The sequence below is a fragment of the Marinobacter sp. LM1 genome (assembly GCF_042763285.1).
GTDB lineage: Bacteria > Pseudomonadota > Gammaproteobacteria > Pseudomonadales > Oleiphilaceae > Marinobacter > Marinobacter nauticus.
Window position 1 is genome coordinate 3,567,174 of record NZ_CP114373.1, and the last position, 21,237, is coordinate 3,588,410.

The following is a 21,237-nucleotide window of genomic DNA, read 5'->3' on the forward strand; positions in this document are numbered from 1 at the left end:
GGAGTCATTATGTTCAACCGAGTTGTCGACTTGGCGGTTCAGAACCGCCTGTTGGTTCTTATTGCGCTTGCAGTGCTTATCGCCACGGCCGCGTTTCAGATACCAAAACTGAATCTTGATGCTTTCCCCGACGTTACAAACGTCCAGGTCGCTGTTAATACAGAGGCGCCCGGACTTGCGGCTGAGGAAGTCGAGCAGCTGATCACCTATCCCATTGAAGCGGTGATGTATGCGTTGCCGGATGTTGAGGAGGTTCGGTCCATCTCCAAAACCGGGTTGTCTGGTGTCACCGTGGTCTTTAAAGAGGGCACGGATATCTATTTCGCGCGCCAACTGGTTTTCGAGCGGTTGCAGGCCGCGCGGGAGCTGATTCCGGACGGGGTCGGGGTGCCTGAAATGGGGCCGAATACGTCCGGTCTTGGCCAGGTCTACCAGTACTTGCTGATAGCGGACCCGGATTCGGGGTACGACGCAATGGAATTGCGCAGCTTGCACGACTGGCTGGTCAAACTGTTGCTGATACCGGCTGAAGGGGTTACGGAAATCCTGTCGTTTGGCGGAGAGGTCCGCCAGTACCAGGTTAACCTGAACCCGGCGCGAATGCTGTCCTATGACTTATCACAGAACGATGTCATGGAAGCCCTGGAGAACAACAACTCCAATGTTGGGGGCTGGTATATGGGCCGCGGGCAGGAGCAGTTGGTTATTCGCGGTATGGGCTGGCTGGGTAATGGCGAGCAGGGGCTCGAGCAGATCCGTCAGGTGCCCGTTAAAACCAGTGATGGCATTACAGTGACAGTGAACGATGTCGCCGAGGTAGCGCTGGGCACTGAAATTCGCCAGGGTGCGGTAACCATGACCCGGAAGGATGAAGCCGGTCAGGTTGAACAACTGGGTGAAGTGGTTTCTGGCATTGTACTCAAACGAATGGGGGCCAACACAAAAGCCACCATCGACGGCATCGAGGCCCGCATTGATCGCATAAATCAGGCGCTTCCGAGTGGGGTTCGTTTTGAGCCCTATTACAACCAGGCGGATCTGGTGACCAAGGCCGTAGAGACGGTGACCAATGCGCTTCTGTTGGCTTTTGTGTTTATTGCGATCGTGCTTGCCCTGTTCCTGATGAATCTGCGGGCAACAACGCTGGTGCTGCTTTCAATACCGATTTCCATCGGAATTGCGCTGATGATCATGGCCTGGTTCGGCCTCTCGGCCAACCTGATGTCTCTTGGCGGTATTGCTGTGGCAATTGGCATGCTGGTAGACGGCTCTGTTGTTATGGTCGAGAACATGTTCAAACATCTGACCCATCCTGATGGCGAGCATGACGCCCATCGGGATGAGTTGGCTGGAGATGACCCCGATCCATTGGACGCGTCACACGATGATCATGGCATTGCCCTTCGTCTCCAGGAAGCCGGCCGGGAAGTGGCACGGCCGATTTTTTTCGCGACGGCGATTATCCTGGTCGTTTTCATGCCTCTGTTCAGCTTCGAAGGTGTGGAAGCCAAGCTGTTCCAGCCAATGGCAATCAGCATCATGCTGGCTATCGTGTCGGCGGTGATCGTCGCTCTGGTGGTTGTACCCGCGCTGGCGTCATACATGTTCCGTAAGGGTATCCGGGAGCGGGAAAGCTTCATTCTAAAACCCCTGGAAAAGCTCTATCGCATGGGGCTTGCCTGGTCACTGAAGCATAGCCGCGTGGTTGTTGGCGCGGCGGCGGTTCTTGTTGTACTGGCGGCGCTGATTGTTCCACGACTGGGCACGGAGTTCGTGCCTGAACTGGAAGAGGGCACGATTAACCTCCGGGTGACCCTGGCCCCTTCATCAAGCCTCGATACGGCGCTTGAAGTGGCGCCGAAACTGGAGGCCATGCTGATGGAGTTTCCAGAGGTGACTTACGCTCTGTCCAGGGCTGGCCGAGCAGAAATAGGCGGCGACCCGGAGCCAGTTAACAACATAGAGGTCTATATTGGCTTAAAACCAACTTCGGAGTGGACCAGCGCCAGTAATCGCTATGAATTGCAGGCTCTGTTTGAGGAGAAGCTCGAACAGCACCCGGGACTACTGTTTAACTTTTCTCAGCCTATCGCGACTCGGGTTGATGAATTGTTGTCAGGTGTTCGTGCGCAGTTGGCCATCAAACTCTTTGGCCCGGATCTCGACGTACTGGCGGAGAAAGGCCAGCAGATTGAAGCGGCGGTCCAAACTGTTCAGGGGACCCGGGATGTGGCCATGGAGCAGATTGCCGGTGAAGCGCAGTTGGTGGTTCAGCCAGACCGTCAGGCACTTTCCCGGTACGGACTCGCCGTGTCTGATGTGATGAGTGTCGTCCGGGACGGACTGGGTGGTGCCGCCGCGGGCCAGATCATCAACGGAAATGAGCGGTACGATATCTATGTGCGCCTGGCCAAACGTTTCCGGGAAGACCGGGATGCCATTGCTGATCTCAGGTTGCAGGCGCCTTCCGGAGCCTGGGTGAGACTCGGTGATGTGGCCGATGTGTCTATTGAGTCTGGCCCGCCCCAGGTGCGCCGCGACGACGTTCAGCGCCGTGTGGTCATTCAGTCCAATGTGCAGGGTCGTGACATGGGCAGTGTGGTTGCCGATATTCAGGATACCATCGCGTCAGAAGTGAACCTTCCCCCCGGCTATTCGGTGGATATTGGTGGTCAGTTCGAAAACCAGCAGCGAGCTCAGAAACGATTGACCATTGTGGTACCTGTATCTCTGGGCCTGATTGCGCTGTTGCTCTACTTCGCTTTCAGTTCGGTTGGTCAAGCGCTGTTGATTCTGGTCAACGTGCCGCTTGCCGTAATTGGTGGTGTCTTTTCGCTCTGGGTCTCCGGCCAGTATCTTTCAGTGCCCAGTTCCGTTGGATTTATCACACTGTTTGGTGTGGCGGTGCTTAACGGGGTCGTTATGGTCGAAAGCATCAATCAGCGAATACAGGATGGGTTGAACGTGGATACCGCGGTGTTTGAAGGTGCCGTCTCCCGTTTACGTCCTGTCTTGATGACAGCAATAACCTCGGCGCTCGGCTTGATACCGATGCTGTTGTCGACGGGCGTGGGAGCGGAAATCCAGAAGCCACTGGCCAGCGTGATTGTTGGTGGTCTCGTGACTGCAACTTTCCTGACACTCTTTGTTTTGCCGGTTCTGTTCGGTCGCTTTTCAAGAGCCAAGGTGGGTGATATTCAGCGGTAGATGTGAGGCGGAAATGCATAGTTGCGGTTACATGCATGGAAGTGTAATTCCGCCCGTTTTAACGGAGACGAGGGTCTTGCTGTTGAACTTTGCTCCTAGAAAGAAGGCTGTGACTGTGATTCTGGTGCCCGATGTTTCTGAAGAGTCAATGTTCACCATTTCCGGAATTGTTGTTGAAACATCGGGCACGATGGTTATAGCCACGGGTGTGTCGGCCAGGATGAAGAAGGTTCCCTTTAAAAGAATAAGTGGATTTATTGCCGCCGGAGGAATGGCAACCCTTTTCCATTGGGCGGCCATGTCCGGCCTGGTTCTGCTTGGCATGGCCCCCGTAGCAGCCACCTTTTCTGGAAGCGTTGTAGGAGCGGTTACCAACTACTGGTTGCAGCGAACTTTGGCCTTTCCAAACGCACGCCCACACATCCAGGCCATCTGGCGATATGCCTTTTCCTGTTCACTCGCAGCTCTCCTGAACGTTCTGATCTTTTTAGTCCTGCATCAACTGTTTGAAATCTCTGTTGTGCCTGCTCAGCTTCTAACCACTGCGGCTGTCGCTGTATTTAACTATGTTGTCTACCAAAGGCTGGTGTTTCATGAACAAACCTCTTGAGACTTCCCGTGCGCCGAATGAATCAGAGCTGCTTTCCCTGGTGGTTCCGGTGTTCAATGAGCGTTCGATGCTTCCCCTATTCTTTGAGCATGTATTGCCGATCCTTGCGAGCCTCGATATTCGCTCGGAGATCGTGGTTGTGGACGATGGTAGCGAGGATGGCAGTGCCGAATTTGTTAGGACTTTCATTAAAAGGAAATCGAGCATCCGTCTCGTCAAGCTAAGCCGCAACTTTGGCAAAGAGGCAGCGGTAACAGCAGGGCTGGAGCATGCCAAGGGGGATGCGGTGATCGTTCTGGATGCGGACCTTCAGGATCCACCTGAATACATTCCCGAGATGGTCAGGAGTTGGAAGTCCGGCTTTGATGTCGTTCTGATGCAACGTCGATCACGTGTAGGCGAGAGTTTTCTCAAGCGCTGGAGTGCGCACCTTTTCTATCGCTTGCTGAATAAGACCAGTCGCACTGAAATCCCGGTCGACACGGGTGATTTCCGATTGATGAGCAGGCGGGCAGTTGATGCCCTTCTCCGGTTAGGAGAGCGCAACCGCTACATGAAGGGACTCTTTGCCTGGGTTGGTATGCCAACGACGATCATCGAATACGACCGGGCATTGAGAGTGGCTGGCGAGAGTAAGTGGGACTACCCGGGCCTGGTCGGCCTGGCCCTTGAAGGCCTGACTTCCTTCTCAGTGTCACCTCTCAGATGGGCAACGCTTGTCGGCTTGCTGGCCGCCTCCGTTGGTGGATTGTTCGGTGTCTGGATTGTAGCGAAGGCAATAATGCTCGGCGATCCGACTGACGGCTACCCATCGTTAATCGCCCTCATCAGTTTTCTGGGCGGCATACAACTGGTGAGCGTTGGTATCGTTGGTGAGTATGTGGGCAAAACCTACATCGAATCGAAACAGCGACCACTGTATCTGACCGAAGAAGTGGTCGAGAACAAAGAGGTATCAAGCCGAGACCAAATCAGCAACTTCAGAGGCGTCAAGAATGCTAAAGCGATTTGAGCCCTGGTTCTGGGTACTGGCTGCCGTATTGTTCAGTCGCTTTATCGGAATGACGCTGTTTCCCTTCGTGGATACAACGGAGCCCCGATACGCTGAAATCGCTCGTTTAATGGCTGAAACCGGGGACTGGATAACGCCCTGGTTTGAACCCGGCGTTCCGTTCTGGGGGAAACCTCCACTGTCGTTCTGGGCTCAGGCTGCCTCTATAAAAATATTTGGACTGTCTGAATTTTCTCTGCGGCTACCGGCATGGTTCGCCACGATTGGAATCGTATGGCTGACGTGGTGCCTTGCAAATCATGCGCGCGGTGCTGCGGTCGCTCGATGGTCTACTCTTGTGCTTTCCACGATGGTACTCACCTATATCAGTGCCGGCGCAGTCATGACGGATACGTTCCTGGTATTTGGAACGACCCTCTCCTTGGTGAGCGTGTGGTTTGTGCTTTCAGGGCGCTCTGACTATTGGCGCTGGTGGTTTTTCATGGGCCTGGCCATCGGTTTGTTGTCAAAGGGACCGTTGGCTGTTGTACTGACCGTTATCCCCCTGGTGCTATGGGCTGCTATTTTCAGGCAGCGGTTACAGCCGTTGAAAAAATTACCCTGGCTTCTTGGCTCACTTCTGACACTGGCGATTGCCGTGCCATGGTACGTGCTCGCTGAATTGAAAACGCCAGGGTTCCTCAACTATTTCATCATTGGCGAACACTTTAGCCGGTTTCTGGACCCCGGGTGGGCCGGCGATTTGTACGGTAGTGCCCATGACCGGCCCAAGGGCATGATCTGGATATTCTGGCTTTGGGCTTCATTCCCCTGGGGTATCATTGGCTTGGTTGGCTTTGGCCTTGCGGCGGCGCGAGGCAAAACAAAGGATATATTCACTGGTGCTGTTCAAGACGCCTCAACGCTGTATCTGTTGTTTTGTGCGATAACGCCAATGCTGTTCTTCACCCTGGCAGGCAACACGCTTTGGACGTACATACTTCCTTCTCTTCCGTTCTCGGCCATTCTGATTGCCGGATGGGTGTCGAAGCTCGATCTAGGTGCCTGGTCCAGAGTCAGGTCGGGGGCTGTATTGCTTGTGCCCGTTCTCATTACCCTTGTTGTGTTCATCAGTGTGAGCGGAGTCATTCCACTAAAAACCGAGAAACAATTGATAAGCCGGTATGAGAGCATCCATCAAGCGGGGGACAGTCCGATCTTCTACATTGGTGAGATGCCATTTTCGGCACGTTTTTATTCGTTAGGCGACGCTGTGGAAATCATCTCCACAGAATTCAACAGTCTGCTGGAAGCTGACGGGTACGCCAGGGTCTTTGCAGTAATTCCAAACCATGCGGTCGATGAGGTTCTTGGTCCGCGGGCCACTGACGCTCAGAAGTTGGGGGAGAACGAACGGTACCAGCTATTCTCGATCGATCTTCCGCCAACAGACAGCCAGAATGACCCCGTTGATTCTGAATTAAACTCGAAGAATGATTAATGACGCAGCTGATTACTGCTAAAACTGAGTCTTTGAAGGCCGGATTTTCAAGATGGCTGGCCTTTTGGCAGTGATCTAGTCCGGAAATGGCAGTAAAATCAGAATCCTGGCTCCTCCGTTTTTTGAGGTACCCATGTTCATCTGTCCGAGGTTGTCTTCGACAATCTCGGACACGATGGACAATCCGAGCCCAAAACCGGCGACCGTTTCATCCAGCCTGGTACCCCTGTTCATGACAGTGGCTGCCGCCTCGGGAGAAATTCCGGGGCCATCGTCCGCTACTTCTATGGAGAGTCCTGATGACGTGCGGGCGATTGTAACGTCGACGGTTGTCTGGCACCACTTCCCGCCATTTTCGAGTAAATTGCCAAGTAGCTCTGAAAGATCCTGCCGTTCCATTGGCCAGCTGAAGTTTTCAGGTAAGTTGGTGTGGAGGCGAAAAACCGTGTCAGGGAAGATTTTTTCCATAACGGTGATGACACTTGCCGTGATTTCAACCGGCATGCACGTCCGTCCCATCTGTCTGCCTGATATGTCTGCTTTGCTCATCCGGTATTTCAGGGATTTGTCAAGCTCCCGCAAGTTAGAGGCCATAAACACAACATCCTCCCGGGACGGAGGCAAGGTATCGATATCCGACAAAATGGCAAGATTGGCAGAAATAGAGGTTTTGACCAGGTGAGAGAGATCGGAATTCAGGCGGCGGTGGCGGTCCAGCCGCCGGTTTGACAGCTCGAGCAAATCATTGAGCTGCCGGATCAGCGGACGAAACTCTTCCGGCACGTGAGGGTTCAGACGACTTTGTTTCCCGGATTGGAGCCGTCTCAGGTCCTCTTTTATCCTACTGATGGGCTTTAACGTCAGATGTGTGGTGGTTCCAATCAGTGCCAGCAGTATCGCCAGAAGAACGGCCGAGGCACCGAGCAATGTCAGGTGGGCCTTCAGCGGTCGTTCAGAGAGCGCCCCCTCGGTTTCAAGAACGGTGATTGAGGCCAGCTTTCCAGTAGCAGTGAACGTACGTCTAAGCCCGAAAAGCGTGTTCGCACCCTGCGCTATGTGGATGAAACCCTCGGGCTTCTCTGCAGCGCCCTGCAGTTGGCTCTGGTCAAAGTTCGGGCTCGCCAGGACGCTTCCGCTAGCCGTTTCGATGACGATGGCATGCCCCAGAAGCATTTCAAACTGATTGATCATGTTGCTGAGGTCGTCGGTTGTGGGGGATTCAGCCTCAATGATTGCCTGAAAGTTTCCCAGCTCTTTGTTCAGGTGTTGCTTCCTGGACTCGTCCGATAGTTGCTTTATCACGTAGGTGTGTGAAAAGAATATCAGAGTAAAATATACGAGGCTGAAAACAGCACCATACTGAATGGCTGTTCTGCGGATACTTTTCGGAGCAGACATATTTTAACCTGGTTGGTTCACTCGGGCGTTCAGCGGTTAGGATCTTTTTCGAAGTAGTAGCCCTGGCCACGCAATGTTTTTATTTTATTGACCCCTATTATTTTTCTAAGCCGGGTTATGTAAACCTGAACGACATTTCTGGTGGGGCATCTTTCTATGTTGTAGAGGGATTCAACCAGTTCGTCCTGGGAAAACACTCGGTCCGGTGAACGGAGGAAACACTGTAAAAGGCGGAATTCCGTAGCTGTCAGTCTGAACTCTTTCTGGTCGGGCGTGGTAAGCGTTCGGTAGGTGGCGTTGAGATGAAATCCGTCGACGCTGATCTGGTCTGTCGTTCTGCCGTCCTTTCTGCGGATAATCGCACTGAGCCGGGCTTTCAGTTCATCAAACTCAAACGGTTTGGGAAGGTAATCGTCGGCACCCGCGTTCAACCCTTCTACTCTCTCAGTCCAGTTGGAGCGTGCGGTCAGAATAAGGATGGCCTCTTTTTTCCCGTTTTTTCTCCATCTTTGCATTAAAGAAAGTCCATTTTCATCGGGCAGTCCGATATCGAGAATAACGGCCTGGTAGGAGCTTGTTTCAATCAACGAGTCCGCTTCTTTGCCGGTTTTGGCGATATCTACTGTGTAGTGCGCCTGCGCAAGCCAGTCCGATATTTTTTTGGCAAGTACAGCATTGTCTTCAACAATCAGAATTTTCATTTGTAAGCGCCGTTTTTCGTGGTGGGAAAGTTTCGCCAGTCTGCCATGGATTGTACCAGTAACGGCAACTCCCCAGAAAAACAGCAACCCGTTAAAAATGGGGGGTTACCGGTCGACTTTTCAGTTTGATTTCAGTTGCACCGGGTAGCATCAATAATCGAGTCACGAACGCAAGAAGCTGTATATACATGGTTTTAGGAGCAACCTATGAGCGATAGACATTTCTATGCAGGTGTGTCCAGGCGCCGCCTTATACAAGGAGCTGCCACAATGGGACTTCTTGCCGGTTTCGACAGCTTGTTGCCGGCCTATGCTAGAGGACAACTGGACAACACGAACGCATTTCACACCGTGCGTAATGGCGCTGACATCTACGACCTGACCGTCGCGAGAACACCTCTCAAGATAGGGGGCACAGTCTCGGAACAGCCCATCACCATCAACGGCACTCTGCCAGCGCCTCTGGTGCGCCTCAAACAGGGGCGCGAGGCAATCTTGCGTGTCACCAATACGCTACCGGAGGCAACATCCATTCACTGGCACGGTCTGATTCTGCCGTACCAGATGGATGGCGTTCCTGGCGTCAGCTTTCCCGGCATCATGCCCGGCGAAACGTTTGAGTACCGTTTTCCGGTCGAACAGCATGGCACCTACTGGTACCACAGCCACTCTGGCCTTCAGGAACAGCTAGGCCACTATGGGCCGATTATCATTGATCCTGCCGAGCCCGAATCGGTGGCCTATGATCGCGAATACGTTGTGGTTCTATCTGACTGGACCTTTGACTCTCCCGAGGACGTATTCCGCAACCTGAAAGTGGCAGAGGGCTACTATAACTACAACCAGCGCACCGTTGGCGACTTCTTCAAGGATGTCGAAACTATGGGTTGGGATGCCGCGTGGAGCAAAGCCGGCATGTGGGGCAGAATGCGAATGAGCCCCCGGGATATCCTGGATGTAACCGGTTCTGAATACACCTACCTGATGAATGGATCGCCTTCCGCCAGCAACTGGACCGGGCTGTTCCGTCCCGGCGAGAAAATTCGCCTGAGATTCATCAATGCCTCGGCGATGACCTACTTTGATGTCCGTGTCCCGGGCCTCCCGATGACGGTTATTTCCGCTGACGGCCAACCAGTGCAACCCGTTGAAACGGATGAATTCCGCATTGGCGTGGCGGAAACCTACGACGTGATTGTACAGCCAACCGACACGGCTCACACCGTGTTTGCCCAGTCACAGGATCGGTCGGGGTATGTGCGCGGAACGTTAGCCACCCGCAAGGGAATGGAGGCGCCAGTACCGCCCATGTATCCGCGAACCGAGCGCGGTATGGCCGCCATGGGCATGGGCGCGATGAGCATGGGCGCCATGGGCAAGGACGGCGATATGAACATGGACAGCGGCATGGACATGGGTGGCAAGATGGAAATGATGTCAGGCAGCAACGACAAAGCCCATGGCAAAATGATGATGGATGGCACCGGCTCGGGAATGAGCAAGATGAACTCCGACAAAGCAACGATGAATGAGGTCCCGACGGCGGGTCGGCCGATATCCCATGGCCCCGACAATCACGGTCCCGGCGCAGCCATGGTGGCTTCCAGCCCGCAATCGCGTCTGGATGACCCTGGTGTAGGCTTTGAAACAGCCAACCATCGGGTGCTGACTTATTCCCAGTTGCAGAGCATTGAGGGCTGGCCCGACAAGCGCCCGGCCGAACGCGAGGTGGAACTGCACCTTACCGGCAATATGGAACGTTACATGTGGTCGTTCGACGGCAAAAAGTTCTCTGAAGTCGATGGCCCGGTCAAGTTCTACCATGGCGAGCGCCTGCGATTGATCCTCGTCAACGACTCGATGATGGATCACCCCATTCACCTGCATGGCATGTGGATGGAACTGGAAACCGGTGCAGGTGAATATCGTCCACGCAAACACACGATTTCCGTCAAACCCGGCGAGCGTGTATCCGCGCTGATCACAGCGGATGCACCGGGTGACTGGGCTTTCCATTGCCACCTTCTGTACCACATGGACGCAGGCATGTTTCGTGTCGTGTCGGTCGTTTAACGGGATAGGGGATGAACATTATGATGAATCGCATCAAGTGGGTTGTGGGTGCCTCAGCCTTAACGCTTGCCTCGGGAGCCGGCGCCGCCGGTACTGGCGTTCAGGCCGAACCGGACTGGACGCTGCCGATACACGACAACCAGGTGTTTGGCCAGGTTCTGTTTGACCGGATGGAATACCAGCGTGACGGCGACAACGAATTGGCCCTGTGGGACGCCCAGGCCTGGATTGGTAAAGATCGCAATCGGCTCTGGGTCGAAACGGAAGGTGAGACTGATCTATCCAGCGACAGCGGCGACATCGAAAATTTTGATGTGCAGTACAGCTATCGCTTCGATCGCTTCTGGGATATACAGACAGGATTGGGTGCCCAGACAACGTTTGGCCCCAGCCCTAATAAGGAGCGCTATTCGGCCATTGTTGGATTGCAGGGACTTGCCCCCTACTGGTTTGAGGTAGACACAAATCTCCGAGTCACCGACGACGGTGACGTGTCATACGATCTTGAAGCCGAGTACGACTGGCTGCTGACCCAAAGGCTCATTTTGCAGGGCCGCGGCGAAACGCTCGTTGCCTTCAGCGATGTTGAGGAGTGGGGCGTCGGTAGTGGCATCAATAATGTGGGCCTGGGGCTCCGTCTGAGATACCACTTTTCGAGGGAGTTTGCGCCCTACGTGGGTGTTTCTTACACCCGCTTTCTGGGCAACACAGAGGACCTTCGTGAGCGCGAGGGGGAAGACGTCGAGTCCTCCAGCTTCGTGGCGGGCGTCCGGTGGTGGTTTTAGTACGATAATGCCCAGTAGAAAAGGCTGGCCCCTTTGCGTGGGTCAGCTAGTGTCCTCATTTGGAGGATTTCGTCAAAATCATTGCCGACCTTCCGCATGTCCGGCTCAATGACAAACGGCCGGACTAAGGCCCGGCCGTTGTATCAGATCATGAAATTACACGTTGATCAGTAACTGATATTGACCATAGCTACGACCTTATAGGTATCCTCCGGGTCATCTCCGTAGAAGTCCCCCATGAAACCGTAAGAGCCGCGGAGGCTGATGTCATACAAGCCAGCAAACTTTTTACCAACCTGAGCAGCGACTTCAGTACCAAGGGTTGAGCCGTTGGCCTGAGCAGCGCTGTCGGGCGCGTCGTCGGCAACGCGGAAGTAACCGGTGCCGTACTTCAGGTAGTAGTCGTTGGAAAGTTCCTGATCACCCGAGACTATCAGCCCCATCAGACCATATCCCTGGTAAGCCGCATCCTTAACTGACCTAGCACCCTGGGCACCATTGTTGTAGTAGTAGTCTGTTCCGAAGATTTGCAGATTGCTGCTATTCAGCTCCCAGCCTGACTGGTTTGCCGCGAAGCGATCTGCACCATTGCTGCTGTCATCAGCCGGAATGTAGATGCCGTGAATCTTGAGGCTTGCGTTGCCCCAATGCCTCTGGGCATACAGATTCAACATGTACGTGTCGCCATCTGTTGCGTCAGAGTCACGCCCGGACGACTTTTTGTAAAGTACCGAGCCGCTATAGGCCATTTTGTTATAGGTAAAATCGGCGTAGGCACCGAAATAGTTGTCATCCGTTCGAGCCGCCGTACCATTCAGAGCAGCCTGACTGCTGTTGCTGATCTGAGCTCCGGTAAGGCCGTAGTGGAAAACCTCGCTGGGATGAAGTTCGGCACTCAACATGTAGAAGTCCACGTCGTCCGCAGAATCTCTATCGTTTTCTTCCCACTTGAACCAGCCACCTGTCAGCGTGGCCATACCAACATTGCCCGCAAAGGAGACGCCATTCATGTCGTCGTTGGTAACAAGGCTCTCGTACTTGCCGAAGCCATACCCCTGGACGCCCGCTCGCACCTTCCAGTCGCTGTTCGGCACCTTCAGTTCAGCGTAGACATTTTTGGTCTCAACGCCAACGCCGTCGGCGCTGAGTTTGCCGCAATTGTCACCCTGGCAGCTTCCCTTCTCACCCCAGGGAGAATCGAGCTCACCGTACCAAACCAGGCTCACGTTATCGTTGAGGTCGCCGGTGATCTTTGCACGCAGGCGCTGGTCAACAAATGAACTGCTGTTCTCGTTGGTTTCATCCAGGCTTTCTGAGGTCGCCTGCAGGCGGTAATAACCGTTCACCGTGAAGGGGGAATCGCCTTTCTTGAGCTCTTCCACTTCAGCCGTCAGTTGATTTATTTCAACCTTCAGGTCTTCTACGGTCGGTGACGCACGCCCGACCGGCTCCGCGGCCAACGCCGGTGTTGCTACTAAAGCTATCGCCAGCGGAGCGCTTATTGATTTGAAGATTTTGCTCACCTGAAACTCCTTATTTTAATTTTCATATCGACAACGATTTATTGCCTCAATATGGATGTGCCAGTTAAACGGCACTTAATCTTGACGCACAAAGTTTGTAGTGGTCAACTGAAACGAACCTGAATTTTCAGCTAAATTTCATTTTCCCGATTTTCGTACTGACATCCCCACCCGTCAGACTGTCAGACCTGACGACGCATCAAAGAGGCTATTTCGCCCCCAGCGCCCATCTTGGAGAGGTGCTATGATTGCTCACTATTGAAAGGCATACTGGGCGCCAAGCATGCAATCCGACCATTTGGCGCATGAAATCGAGATGGCCGCAATGAACCGACGAGTTATCTCCTTGCTGCTGCCGTTGTTTTTGGGTGGACCGGTTCTGGCCATTTCCGAAATATCGGGTGGTCAGGAGGGCGCTGCGATGAAGGGTTGCGATTTCAACTTCGGCTGCCTGAAGTTATTAGATTGGCTGGATAGATTATGCATTGTTCACGTCGACCATCACGTAGAGGCTGGTTCCTGTTTTTTTTAATCTGGTCTGTCAGCTTTTTGCTGCATTTTTTTTGGGAAATGATCCAGGTGCCTTTCTTTACAGGGATGATGGAGGCGTCCCATGGTGCGGTCGTCTGGCTGTGCACGCGGGCGGCAATCGGCGATGCCAATATTGCACTATTTGCCTATGGCGTCGCCGCAGCGGCAACTAAAGATGGCTTTTGGATACAGGGACGGTGGCGCCGCCATGCTTTAGGAGCGTATTTTGCTACCGGTCTGCTTATAACCATAGTCTTTGAAGCCTGGGCCACAGGCGCAGGCCAGCGCTGGAGCTACAATGATTCTATGCCCCTGTTTCCCTTCCTTGGCACAGGTATCGCCCCTCTAGCGCAGTGGATTATCGTTCCAACAGTCTCGCTCTTTGGTTTGCGTTGGCTCTACAGAGGCTGGCTTGATCTCAGACGTCAGGGCGGTGATTACTCTCGGCAATAAATAATGGGCTTCGGCCATCATGCAAACGGCCCTACAAACACTTGCGCAAATACACCCAAAAGGAGTGTGACAGTCAGCGCTATTATCAGTACAGCTTTCAACCAGATATCAGTTCTAGCCACCACGACATTCCCTTGCCTGTACATCGGCACAACGAGGCGCAGATAAACTGCCAGCGAGAGTACGCTATTGATGATCGCCACCACTGCCACCCAGGTGTACTGCACGTCGATGACTGCGGCAAACAAAAGGAACTTGCCGACAAAACCCGCCAATGGGGGAATCCCAACCAGCGATAGCAGAAAGATAACCATTGCGAGGCCAATAAGCGGCTGGGCGCGACCCAATCCGTCAAAATCGTTCAGAGTCCGTCCAGTACTGGCGGCAACGGCGAAAGCGCCCAGGTTCATGGCCGCATAGGCTGCGGCAAACAGGATGATGGATGGCAGCGCAAGCTCACTGGCGCCGACTGCCAGGATACCCAGAAGGAAATAGCCGGATTGGGCAATCGACGAATAGGCCAGCAGCCGAACGACGTTATCCTGCACCAGCGCGGCCAGATAACCATAGGTCATGGTCAGAACAGCCAGACCGGCGATGATGGCGGTCCAACCACTTTCCGGGGGTAGATCGCGAACCACCTGAGCGAGTGCGAACAGAGCACCGATCTTGGGCACCACTGACAGGTAGGCCGCTATTGACAGTGGCCCACCCTCATAGGCATCTGGCGCCCAGAAATGGAATGGAACCAGCGAGGCTTTGTAACCCAGACCGACAACCACCGCCACGAACCCAAGAAGAACCGCCATTGGCATGGTATCCATACCAGGAAGATCCGCGAGTAACGTGGATCCCGCAGCGCCGAACCAGTAACTCAGGCCGAAAATCATGATCGCACCTGTGACCGAGGCGAACACGAAAAACTTCATGGCGGCCTCTGTGGCAGGGTCGGTATCCGGGTAGGCAACCAAGGCAAAGGTGGCCAGGCCAGTTAATAATGTACCCAATACAAGGAACATCGTATCACCCGCGCCTGCCAGAACGAGCGCGCCGATGGTGGCAAAGCAAAGCAGGCTGTAAACCGTGCCCTCTCGCACGGTGCCTCTCACATCCACTCTCGCCAAAAATATGGCGAGGATGGTGGCCGGCAGCAGAATGAGTTTGGCCCACACACTGAGGTCGTCAACCCGGAAACTGCCACCAAACACCGTTGTGTCCTCACCAATCAGACTGACGGTCAGACCCGTGGCAACGATCAGACCGCTAACTGCGACCAGCAGCGCAATTTGCGGCCTACGCAGCATTTCCGCGATCAGCGCACCGACAGCCGTCAACAGTACGGCAATTTCAGGAATCAACAGTGCAAGATCACGAGCCATCACAGTGCCAGCGCCGATGTAGTGCGGTGGATGATACCCAGCACCCAGGAGGGTGCCACGCCAGTGCCGACAGTGAGCACCAGCAATGGCCCCACAGCAAGCCACTCACGAGCGCTCAAATCAGGCATGGACTGCCAGCGCTGCCGGGGCTCGCCCAGAAAGGTTTCCCGCAGTGCTTTGAGAAACGTACCGGCAATAATGGCAATACCCAAAATCACAACCACCGCGGCAGGCGAAGCGCTTAAAGTGGCAAGAAATATCTGAAACTCTGCCGGAAAGTGCGCCAGCCCGGGCAAGCCCAGCGATGCAAAGGCCGCCAACACAAAGGTCCAGCCGAGCATTGGGACCGTCTTGAGCAACCCACCCAATTCGCCCATTTCACGGGTGTGGGCACGGTCCTGGATCATGCCCACCAGCAAGAACAAGGCACCGGTAACCAGTCCATGGCTGAACATCTGCAATACCGCACCATCCAAAGCAACAGTTCGCACCGAGGGATCCAGAGTTATTGCCGCCACGGCCACACCGACAATGACATACCCCATGTGGTTAACCGACGTATAGGCGACCAAGCGTTTCAGATCACTCTGGGCCAGAGCGGCAAAAGCCCCGTAGAGCGCGCTGACAACACCGAGAACAAGAACAACAACGCCCGCTTCACGGAACGCATCGGGGGTCATTTGCAGAGCAAATCGAACCAGCCCGTAAGTGCCGAATTTCAGCATGACGCCGGCGAGGATGACGCTGCCGACGGTCGGCGCCTGCACGTGTGCGGCGGGCAACCAGGTATGCAGGGGCACCGCGGGGATCTTTACCGCAAAGGTGATCAGCATAGCGATCAATGCCCACATGGCCGCCGCGCCCTCCAGGGGGGGATTCTCAATCCAGGCTCGCATGTCGAAGGTCGGTTCGGGGCTGCCCAGATAAAGCCCGAGGATAGCAAGCAGAAGCGGCAGACTTCCCAGCAAGGTGTATATAAAAAACATCAACGCTGCCCGTTGCCTGTCTTCGTGGCCCCACCCGGCGATCATGAAATACATGGAGACAAGGGAAACCTCGAAGAAGACGTAGAACAGGATACCGTCGAGGGCTGTAAAGGTACCGATAGACGCAGTTTCCAGAAGAAGTACCAGAGCAATATAGGCGCGCGGACGTTCACGAAGCGACGACGTATAGATCACAGCAACCAGGAAAAGAACAGCGCTCAACAGCACCAAAGGCAGACTGATCCCATCAACTCCAACCCGGTAGGCGGCACCGATGGCTGGTATCCATTGCAGCTCTTCGACCTGGGAAAAGCCTGCACCGCTCGCACCCTGAAACCACATGGACAGAGCACCGATCAGTGTAAGGGCGGCGGTAATAATCGCTATGACGTGTACCGTACGCGTTGCGGGCTTCGGAAGACACAGAATCAGCACCGCGCCGACCAGTGGCAAAAACAGGGTGAGCGAGACAAGTGGTAACATGAATATGGGTTTCCTCTAAAAGCTCGTCGATGAAGCAAAAAGCAGAACAGCCAATGTGACGGCGATTGCGACCGCACTGATCGCCAGGCTGTGGTGGATGAGGCCGCTTTGGAGGTTTCGGGCTCGTGCACCCAGTGCACGCACAGCCGCCACCAGGGCGAAAATCAGGCCGTCGATACGGCGTTCATCTCCAAACCGCACGTAGGTCGCGACCCTCAGGCTCACTCTGCCCACGCAAAGCACAATCTTGAACAAGCCCCGCTCCGCTCGCTCGCCCGCAGAGGCAAGGAAGAGACCGGCGCGCCCAAGAGAAAGCACAGCTTCATACAGACGCCCTTCCAAACGCTCACATCCTCGGGCTACAGCCATTGCTGGCCTACCGACCCAGACCGTAAGCCCACCGCCAACGGAAAGTCCGCGTCGCGCCCACGGATAGACCGGACCTAGCAGGCGGGGAGCCGGCACGAGCCAGCCCAGGCCGAGGCCACACGCGGCAGCAAGAAGCCCGAGGAGCACGGCCAATGTGCCTGCGGTGACGGCGGGCAGATCAAGAACGGCCTCGATGGGGCCGAAGGCCAGGCCGAGAATCGTGGCAGGGACCGCCAACCCCCAAATGCCCACGCGCATCCAGGCACTACCGGCAACCGGTCGGGTTTCGCCGGAGCCTCGCCACAGCAGGCACAAGGCCCGGGCCATATAGCCGCCGGTCAGTAGGGTACCGGCCAGCGCCAGGGGGCCGAGCCAGGCGGCACCCTGCGCAGACAGGGCGGCGGCGATTACCGCATCCTTGGAGAAGAACCCACTCAGTGGCGGGATACCGGCCAGTGCCAGCGCTGCCAGCGCAAAGCCGGCAAAAGTCCAGGGTCTGTCACGACCAACCCCCTCCAACTGATCGAACCCGGTACCCCCGCGAGCATGCTGGAAGTCGCCGGCGGCAAGAAACAGGGTGCTCTTGATGGCTGCATGGGCGAGCAAATGCATGAGAGCCGCCAGCGGAACGCCGGCTCCAACCGCAACCAGCATCAAGCCATATTGACTGGCAGTGGAAGCCGCGAGCAGGCGTTTGAGATCACGCTCGGCAAGTGCAATAACCCCGGCTGCCACCGTGGTAACGCCGCCGACAAGTCCGACGACGAGCAACACCTCGGGTGTCAGCAGCGGGGCCGAACGGATCAGCAGGATGGCACCCGCCGCCACCAGCGTGGCCGAGTGCAGCAGCGCCGAGACCGGTGTCGGCCCCGCCATGGCACGCATAAGCCAGTCCTGCAAGGGGACCTGGGCCGACTTACCCATGGCGGCCAGTAGCAACAAAAGCCCCGCGGCGGTCGAGGCACTGCCGCCGGCCTCCAGGGAGGCGGCAATCTCGCCGGTACCGGCCGACCCAATCAGCATAAATACCGCCACGTACAAACCCAGATCGGCGCTACGAGTGTAGAGGAAAGCGCGACCGGCGGCATCCGCGGCCTCGGGTCGCTGGAACCAGAAGCCAATCAGCAGGTAACTGCACAAACCGATCAATTCCCAGGCCGCCAGCAACAGAACCCAGTCGCCGGACAGCACCAGCGCCTGCATGGCAGCCAGGAACAGGGACATTACGGCGTAGAAGCGGCACAGGCCGGACTCCCGCTTCATATAACCAACTGCATAAATCAGCACGAACGTGCCTACGGTGGCCACCGCCACCGTCAACAGCGCTTCCAGAGGTCCGGCAACCATTCGAAGCGGCATGTCTGGCAGCCCCGGCAGAAGCAGGGTTTCGGCCTGCCCGCCGGCGACCCGGGTCAGTAACCATAGACTGCCGCCCAGACTCAACGTCGCCCCGCCGAGAACCAGCGCCGTGGAGCCCCGGCGCAGGACCAGCAACGCCATGGCCGCGATCAGCGGTGGCATTATCGGTAGAAGCACTGCACTCATCCTTTCAGGTCCCCGGCTTCTTCCATTTCAACCGAGCCCTTGGCCCGGAAACGCGCAATCGCGACACCGAAGCCAACCGCCATTTCGACCGCCATGACGGTCATCACCACCAGCACGAACATCTGGCCGGAGTAGCTTTCGGGGTGCAGAAAACGCCAGAAGGCGACCAGGTTCACCAACGCGCCCGCAAGAATCAGCTCCACCCCCATCATGATCATAACCAGATTGGTCTGGGACAACGCGCCATAAACACCAATACCGAACAGGATTGCACCGGTTACAAGCGCCACGATCAGGACGAGAGTCATTCCGTATCCTCCTTGTCAGCAATATTGGCCGTCGTTTGCACCGGTATCGCCACCGCCGTGGCCGCAATCATCGCGGTCAGGATAGTGATACCGGCGGTTTCGAAGATCAGCATGGAACGACCCAGCAATTCCATGCCCAGCGCCCGTGTCTGCATCGCCGCATCCGGCGCCTCGGCCGTTACAGGTCCCCAATCGGCCCAAAACGCGACCACTATCGCAACACCGGCAGCGACCACGCCAGCGCCAATTGAAAAGCGCTTCTGGTGGGTCATATCCATGCCCCCCATCCCGCCCGGGTCCATCATGAACATCACCATGAAAATGGCCATGATGCTCATCTCCGTCGCCATCATCATGATCTGCAGCACTCCCAGGAATTCGGTCTGCATCGCCAGGAACATGCAGCCGACGGCCGTCTGTGAAAACAGCAGAGCCAGCGCGGAACGAACCATGGACGAGGTGCGAAACACCACCACGCCGAAGCCGATGGCGGCCAGCCCGAAAACGGCAACAAAAAAAGCCTGAGCGTACATTATGGAACCACCAGAACCAGTAAACCGACAACAATGATATTGAGCAGTGCCAGGGGAATCCCCAGGGTCCAGCACCACCGCATCAGATCCGCCTCGCGAATGCGCGGCAGATAGCGACCGGCCAGGAGCATCGACACGGCCACGGCCAGGGTCTTGATCAGGCTCCAGGCCCAGGGAGGCAGCAGCGGCCCATGCCAGCCGCCGAGGTAGAACACCGTGGTCGCGGAAGCCAGCGTGATCACCAGCGTCAGCCTGGCCAGGCGCAACACCCCCAGGCGCACGCCGGTGTATTCCGCGTCCACACCCCCGCCCAGTTCCCCGGGTGCGGTTGGCAGATCAAAAGGCGCACGAAACGCCAGCGCCATGGCGGCAATGAAAAACAGCACGAAACCAAGCGGCTGATAGACAATGTTCCACAAGCCGTCTTGGGAGCCAACGATCACCGTGGTCACCAGGGATTCGGCGCGCATCGCCACCGCAGTGATGGGCATGACAATAAGCATGGCGTAGGCGATGAGCTGGCCAAGGAATCGCCAGCCGCCGATCATGGCGTAGGCGCCATTCGGGCCCCAGCCGGCCATGATCAGCGCCACCAGCACATAGGCAAGCGCCGCGTTGATGAACAGCGCACCGGTAGCCAGATCCGCGATCACCAGGGTCGGCGCCAGCGGCAGAACCGCCGCGCCAAGCACCGCGACGATCAGCAGTAGCACCGGCGCCGTCTCGAAAAAGACCCGGTCCGGCGTGCGCGGTACAATGGATTCACGACCGAGGTGCGCCAGGCCGCTGAGTAGGGGCGCGGCCGGACGCAGGCGGCCCGTTGTCGTCCAGCCCTCGACCACGGCGAGCAGCCAGACGCTACCAAGCAACGCAAGCAACACGATGACGAAGTTCACGAGATCACCTCCCAGGGCGAAAGGTCAAGTGATCCGACCGCCACCAGTGCGTCGCCCAGTTCCCGGCCCTCGACAAGCTTTGCGACCAGGCCGATATGGTGACTGCAGGCGGTGTCCAACCTGTAGGATTTCACCTGGCCGTGTTCCAGAATCAGGCTCAGTTGAGCCTCGCCGCGCGGGGTTTCCACGGTGGCCTCACCGGTGCCTGATCCACGCCCGATGTTTCGCAAAACAGGTAGCCCCGGCTCCCCGGTTGCCTTGATGTAGTCGAGGCTCGTGATGATTTCGTCCAGGCGCTGCCACAGGCGCGCCCAGGCATCTCCGGCGTCGTCAGCAGCGCGCGCCACGGGGCCACTCAGGCCCGCAGTGCCCGATGGCAGTACGCCGATCCCCTTCAATCGCGATTTGAGCAAAGGCGTTCGCCCAAGACGAGCCGCCAATGCCTGCAGAGCGGGCGTCAGTTCCACAAGCCGTTTTCCACTGGCGCGGCGGATCTCCAGTTGCAGGGTTGCGGCACGATCCGTCAACCAGGCGAAGCCGAGCTGGCGCCCCGTTTGCGCCAGCCAACCCAGGTGACTGGCGATGCGCTCACATTCAAGCGCCACAGCCCGGGCCTGATCGGTTGCCGAATCGTTCTCCAGACCAGCCGCCCGCTCGATTGCCAGGCAGGCCAGCAGTCGGTAGCTCACGCTGGCCAGTGGCATGGCCGACGCCAGGCGCTCGATAAAGGTCTCGGCGTCGATCTCCTTGCCTTCTTCACTCTCATTGATCATGCCCACCAAGGATGTGGCCTGTCCTTCTGTTACGCCGTCACCGTCAAGAGTCAGCGTCAACTTGAGCCCACCAGGCAGACCGGGGAAAACCGGACCGAACGGCACCTCCATCCAGTCCATCGCCAACCCGTCGGCGCTACGAGGCAGGTCCTTGGTCACTTCAATCATGGACATGAATCCCGAGGCGCCGTG

18 protein-coding genes are annotated in these 21,237 nt (G+C 56.3%); 8 read left to right on the forward strand and 10 right to left on the reverse strand.

Features of this window, described 5'->3' with window-relative positions; translation table 11 throughout:
• Positions 1-9 precede the first annotated feature (9 nt).
• The 4 genes from OZ656_RS16735 to OZ656_RS16750 all read left to right on the forward strand — a co-directional run bounded on the left by OZ656_RS16735 (position 10) and on the right by OZ656_RS16750 (position 6,309).
• Positions 10-3,207: an efflux RND transporter permease subunit gene (locus tag OZ656_RS16735; RefSeq protein ID WP_379944693.1), complete on the forward strand. Its 3,198-nt coding sequence runs from the start codon at positions 10-12 to the stop codon at positions 3,205-3,207.
• A 76-nt stretch (positions 3,208-3,283) separates the two neighbouring features.
• Complete coding sequence (locus OZ656_RS16740) at positions 3,284-3,817, forward strand: GtrA family protein (protein WP_278351261.1); 534 nt, start codon at positions 3,284-3,286, stop codon at positions 3,815-3,817.
• Positions 3,801-4,829, forward strand: coding sequence for a glycosyltransferase family 2 protein (locus tag OZ656_RS16745; RefSeq protein WP_008169859.1), 1,029 nt, complete (start codon positions 3,801-3,803; stop codon positions 4,827-4,829). Before OZ656_RS16740 ends, OZ656_RS16745 begins: the two co-directional genes overlap by 17 nt.
• Positions 4,813-6,309, forward strand: coding sequence for a glycosyltransferase family 39 protein (locus OZ656_RS16750; RefSeq protein WP_123891319.1), 1,497 nt, complete (start codon positions 4,813-4,815; stop codon positions 6,307-6,309). The genes OZ656_RS16745 and OZ656_RS16750 overlap by 17 nt, the downstream gene beginning before the upstream one ends.
• Before the next feature lie 75 nt (positions 6,310-6,384).
• Here OZ656_RS16750 and OZ656_RS16755 read toward each other — a convergent pair whose 3' ends face one another.
• Positions 6,385-7,707: an ATP-binding protein gene (locus OZ656_RS16755; RefSeq protein WP_379944694.1), complete on the reverse strand. Its 1,323-nt coding sequence runs from the start codon at positions 7,705-7,707 to the stop codon at positions 6,385-6,387.
• Between the two features lie 29 nt (positions 7,708-7,736).
• A complete protein-coding gene (locus OZ656_RS16760; RefSeq protein ID WP_123891321.1) occupies positions 7,737-8,408 on the reverse strand; it encodes a response regulator transcription factor in 672 nt (223 codons plus the stop codon).
• Positions 8,409-8,678: 270 nt separating this feature from the next.
• On the opposite strand from OZ656_RS16760, the gene OZ656_RS16765 reads away from it, so the two are divergent.
• Both OZ656_RS16765 and OZ656_RS16770 read left to right on the forward strand, forming a co-directional pair.
• Positions 8,679-10,481: a copper resistance system multicopper oxidase gene (locus OZ656_RS16765; RefSeq protein WP_379944736.1), complete on the forward strand. Its 1,803-nt coding sequence runs from the start codon at positions 8,679-8,681 to the stop codon at positions 10,479-10,481.
• A 20-nt stretch (positions 10,482-10,501) separates the two neighbouring features.
• Positions 10,502-11,266, forward strand: a complete 765-nt coding sequence (locus tag OZ656_RS16770; RefSeq protein ID WP_199451743.1) for a copper resistance protein B — start codon at positions 10,502-10,504, stop codon at positions 11,264-11,266.
• Positions 11,267-11,433: 167 nt separating this feature from the next.
• Here the strand turns inward: OZ656_RS16770 and OZ656_RS16775 are convergent, their stop codons facing one another.
• Positions 11,434-12,789: a hypothetical protein gene (locus OZ656_RS16775; RefSeq protein ID WP_278350858.1), complete on the reverse strand. Its 1,356-nt coding sequence runs from the start codon at positions 12,787-12,789 to the stop codon at positions 11,434-11,436.
• 283 nt (positions 12,790-13,072) lie between these two features.
• Between OZ656_RS16775 and OZ656_RS16780 the strand changes: the two genes are divergently transcribed.
• Positions 13,073-13,321, forward strand: coding sequence for a hypothetical protein (locus tag OZ656_RS16780; RefSeq protein WP_194841919.1), 249 nt, complete (start codon positions 13,073-13,075; stop codon positions 13,319-13,321).
• Positions 13,270-13,773, forward strand: a complete 504-nt coding sequence (locus tag OZ656_RS16785) for a hypothetical protein (protein WP_058577644.1) — start codon at positions 13,270-13,272, stop codon at positions 13,771-13,773. Before OZ656_RS16780 ends, OZ656_RS16785 begins: the two co-directional genes overlap by 52 nt.
• Positions 13,774-13,790: 17 nt before the next feature.
• Here the strand turns inward: OZ656_RS16785 and OZ656_RS16790 are convergent, their stop codons facing one another.
• From OZ656_RS16790 to OZ656_RS16820, 7 genes are read right to left on the reverse strand one after another with little or no spacing between them, the layout of a single operon-like run.
• Complete coding sequence (locus tag OZ656_RS16790; protein WP_278350857.1) at positions 13,791-15,152, reverse strand: NADH-quinone oxidoreductase subunit N; 1,362 nt, start codon at positions 15,150-15,152, stop codon at positions 13,791-13,793.
• Positions 15,152-16,621, reverse strand: coding sequence for a NuoM family protein (locus OZ656_RS16795; protein WP_248185538.1), 1,470 nt, complete (start codon positions 16,619-16,621; stop codon positions 15,152-15,154). Before OZ656_RS16795 ends, OZ656_RS16790 begins: the two co-directional genes overlap by 1 nt.
• 15 nt (positions 16,622-16,636) lie before the next feature.
• A complete protein-coding gene (locus OZ656_RS16800) occupies positions 16,637-18,535 on the reverse strand; it encodes an NADH-quinone oxidoreductase subunit L (protein ID WP_199456071.1) in 1,899 nt (632 codons plus the stop codon).
• A complete protein-coding gene (gene nuoK / locus OZ656_RS16805) occupies positions 18,532-18,843 on the reverse strand; it encodes an NADH-quinone oxidoreductase subunit NuoK (RefSeq protein ID WP_053113951.1) in 312 nt (103 codons plus the stop codon). The genes OZ656_RS16800 and nuoK overlap by 4 nt, the downstream gene beginning before the upstream one ends.
• Entirely contained in the window at positions 18,840-19,376 is a 537-nt protein-coding gene (locus tag OZ656_RS16810; protein ID WP_199452670.1) for an NADH-quinone oxidoreductase subunit J, read from the reverse strand. Before OZ656_RS16810 ends, nuoK begins: the two co-directional genes overlap by 4 nt.
• The gene (locus OZ656_RS16815) at positions 19,376-20,272 is read right to left on the reverse strand and encodes a complex I subunit 1 family protein (protein WP_008169443.1); all 897 of its coding nucleotides are present in this window, start codon (positions 20,270-20,272) and stop codon (positions 19,376-19,378) included. The genes OZ656_RS16810 and OZ656_RS16815 overlap by 1 nt, the downstream gene beginning before the upstream one ends.
• Positions 20,269-21,213 (reverse strand): Ni Fe-hydrogenase III large subunit, encoded by a 945-nt coding sequence (locus OZ656_RS16820; protein WP_053115522.1) that lies wholly within the window; start codon positions 21,211-21,213, stop codon positions 20,269-20,271. The genes OZ656_RS16815 and OZ656_RS16820 overlap by 4 nt, the downstream gene beginning before the upstream one ends.
• Positions 21,214-21,237: the final 24 nt, after the last annotated feature.

Excerpts from the sequence above, each read along its gene's own strand:
- OZ656_RS16785 (WP_058577644.1), top strand. The coding sequence starts at position 13,270 with ATGCATTGTTCACGTCGACCATCACGTAGAGGCTGGTTCCTGTTTTTT.
- OZ656_RS16735 (WP_379944693.1), top strand. The coding sequence starts at position 10 with ATGTTCAACCGAGTTGTCGACTTGGCGGTTCAGAACCGCCTGTTGGTT.
- OZ656_RS16795 (WP_248185538.1), bottom strand. The coding sequence starts at position 16,621 with ATGTTACCACTTGTCTCGCTCACCCTGTTTTTGCCACTGGTCGGCGCG.
- OZ656_RS16780 (WP_194841919.1), top strand. The coding sequence starts at position 13,073 with ATGCAATCCGACCATTTGGCGCATGAAATCGAGATGGCCGCAATGAAC.
- OZ656_RS16820 (WP_053115522.1), bottom strand. The coding sequence starts at position 21,213 with ATGATTGAAGTGACCAAGGACCTGCCTCGTAGCGCCGACGGGTTGGCG.
- OZ656_RS16770 (WP_199451743.1), top strand. The coding sequence starts at position 10,502 with ATGATGAATCGCATCAAGTGGGTTGTGGGTGCCTCAGCCTTAACGCTT.
- OZ656_RS16800 (WP_199456071.1), bottom strand. The coding sequence starts at position 18,535 with ATGAGTGCAGTGCTTCTACCGATAATGCCACCGCTGATCGCGGCCATG.
- OZ656_RS16810 (WP_199452670.1), bottom strand. The coding sequence starts at position 19,376 with ATGTACGCTCAGGCTTTTTTTGTTGCCGTTTTCGGGCTGGCCGCCATC.
- OZ656_RS16745 (WP_008169859.1), top strand. The coding sequence starts at position 3,801 with ATGAACAAACCTCTTGAGACTTCCCGTGCGCCGAATGAATCAGAGCTG.
- OZ656_RS16790 (WP_278350857.1), bottom strand. The coding sequence starts at position 15,152 with ATGGCTCGTGATCTTGCACTGTTGATTCCTGAAATTGCCGTACTGTTG.
- OZ656_RS16755 (WP_379944694.1), bottom strand. The coding sequence starts at position 7,707 with ATGTCTGCTCCGAAAAGTATCCGCAGAACAGCCATTCAGTATGGTGCT.
- OZ656_RS16750 (WP_123891319.1), top strand. The coding sequence starts at position 4,813 with ATGCTAAAGCGATTTGAGCCCTGGTTCTGGGTACTGGCTGCCGTATTG.
- OZ656_RS16760 (WP_123891321.1), bottom strand. The coding sequence starts at position 8,408 with ATGAAAATTCTGATTGTTGAAGACAATGCTGTACTTGCCAAAAAAATA.
- nuoK (WP_053113951.1), bottom strand. The coding sequence starts at position 18,843 with ATGACTCTCGTCCTGATCGTGGCGCTTGTAACCGGTGCAATCCTGTTC.
- OZ656_RS16765 (WP_379944736.1), top strand. The coding sequence starts at position 8,679 with ATGGGACTTCTTGCCGGTTTCGACAGCTTGTTGCCGGCCTATGCTAGA.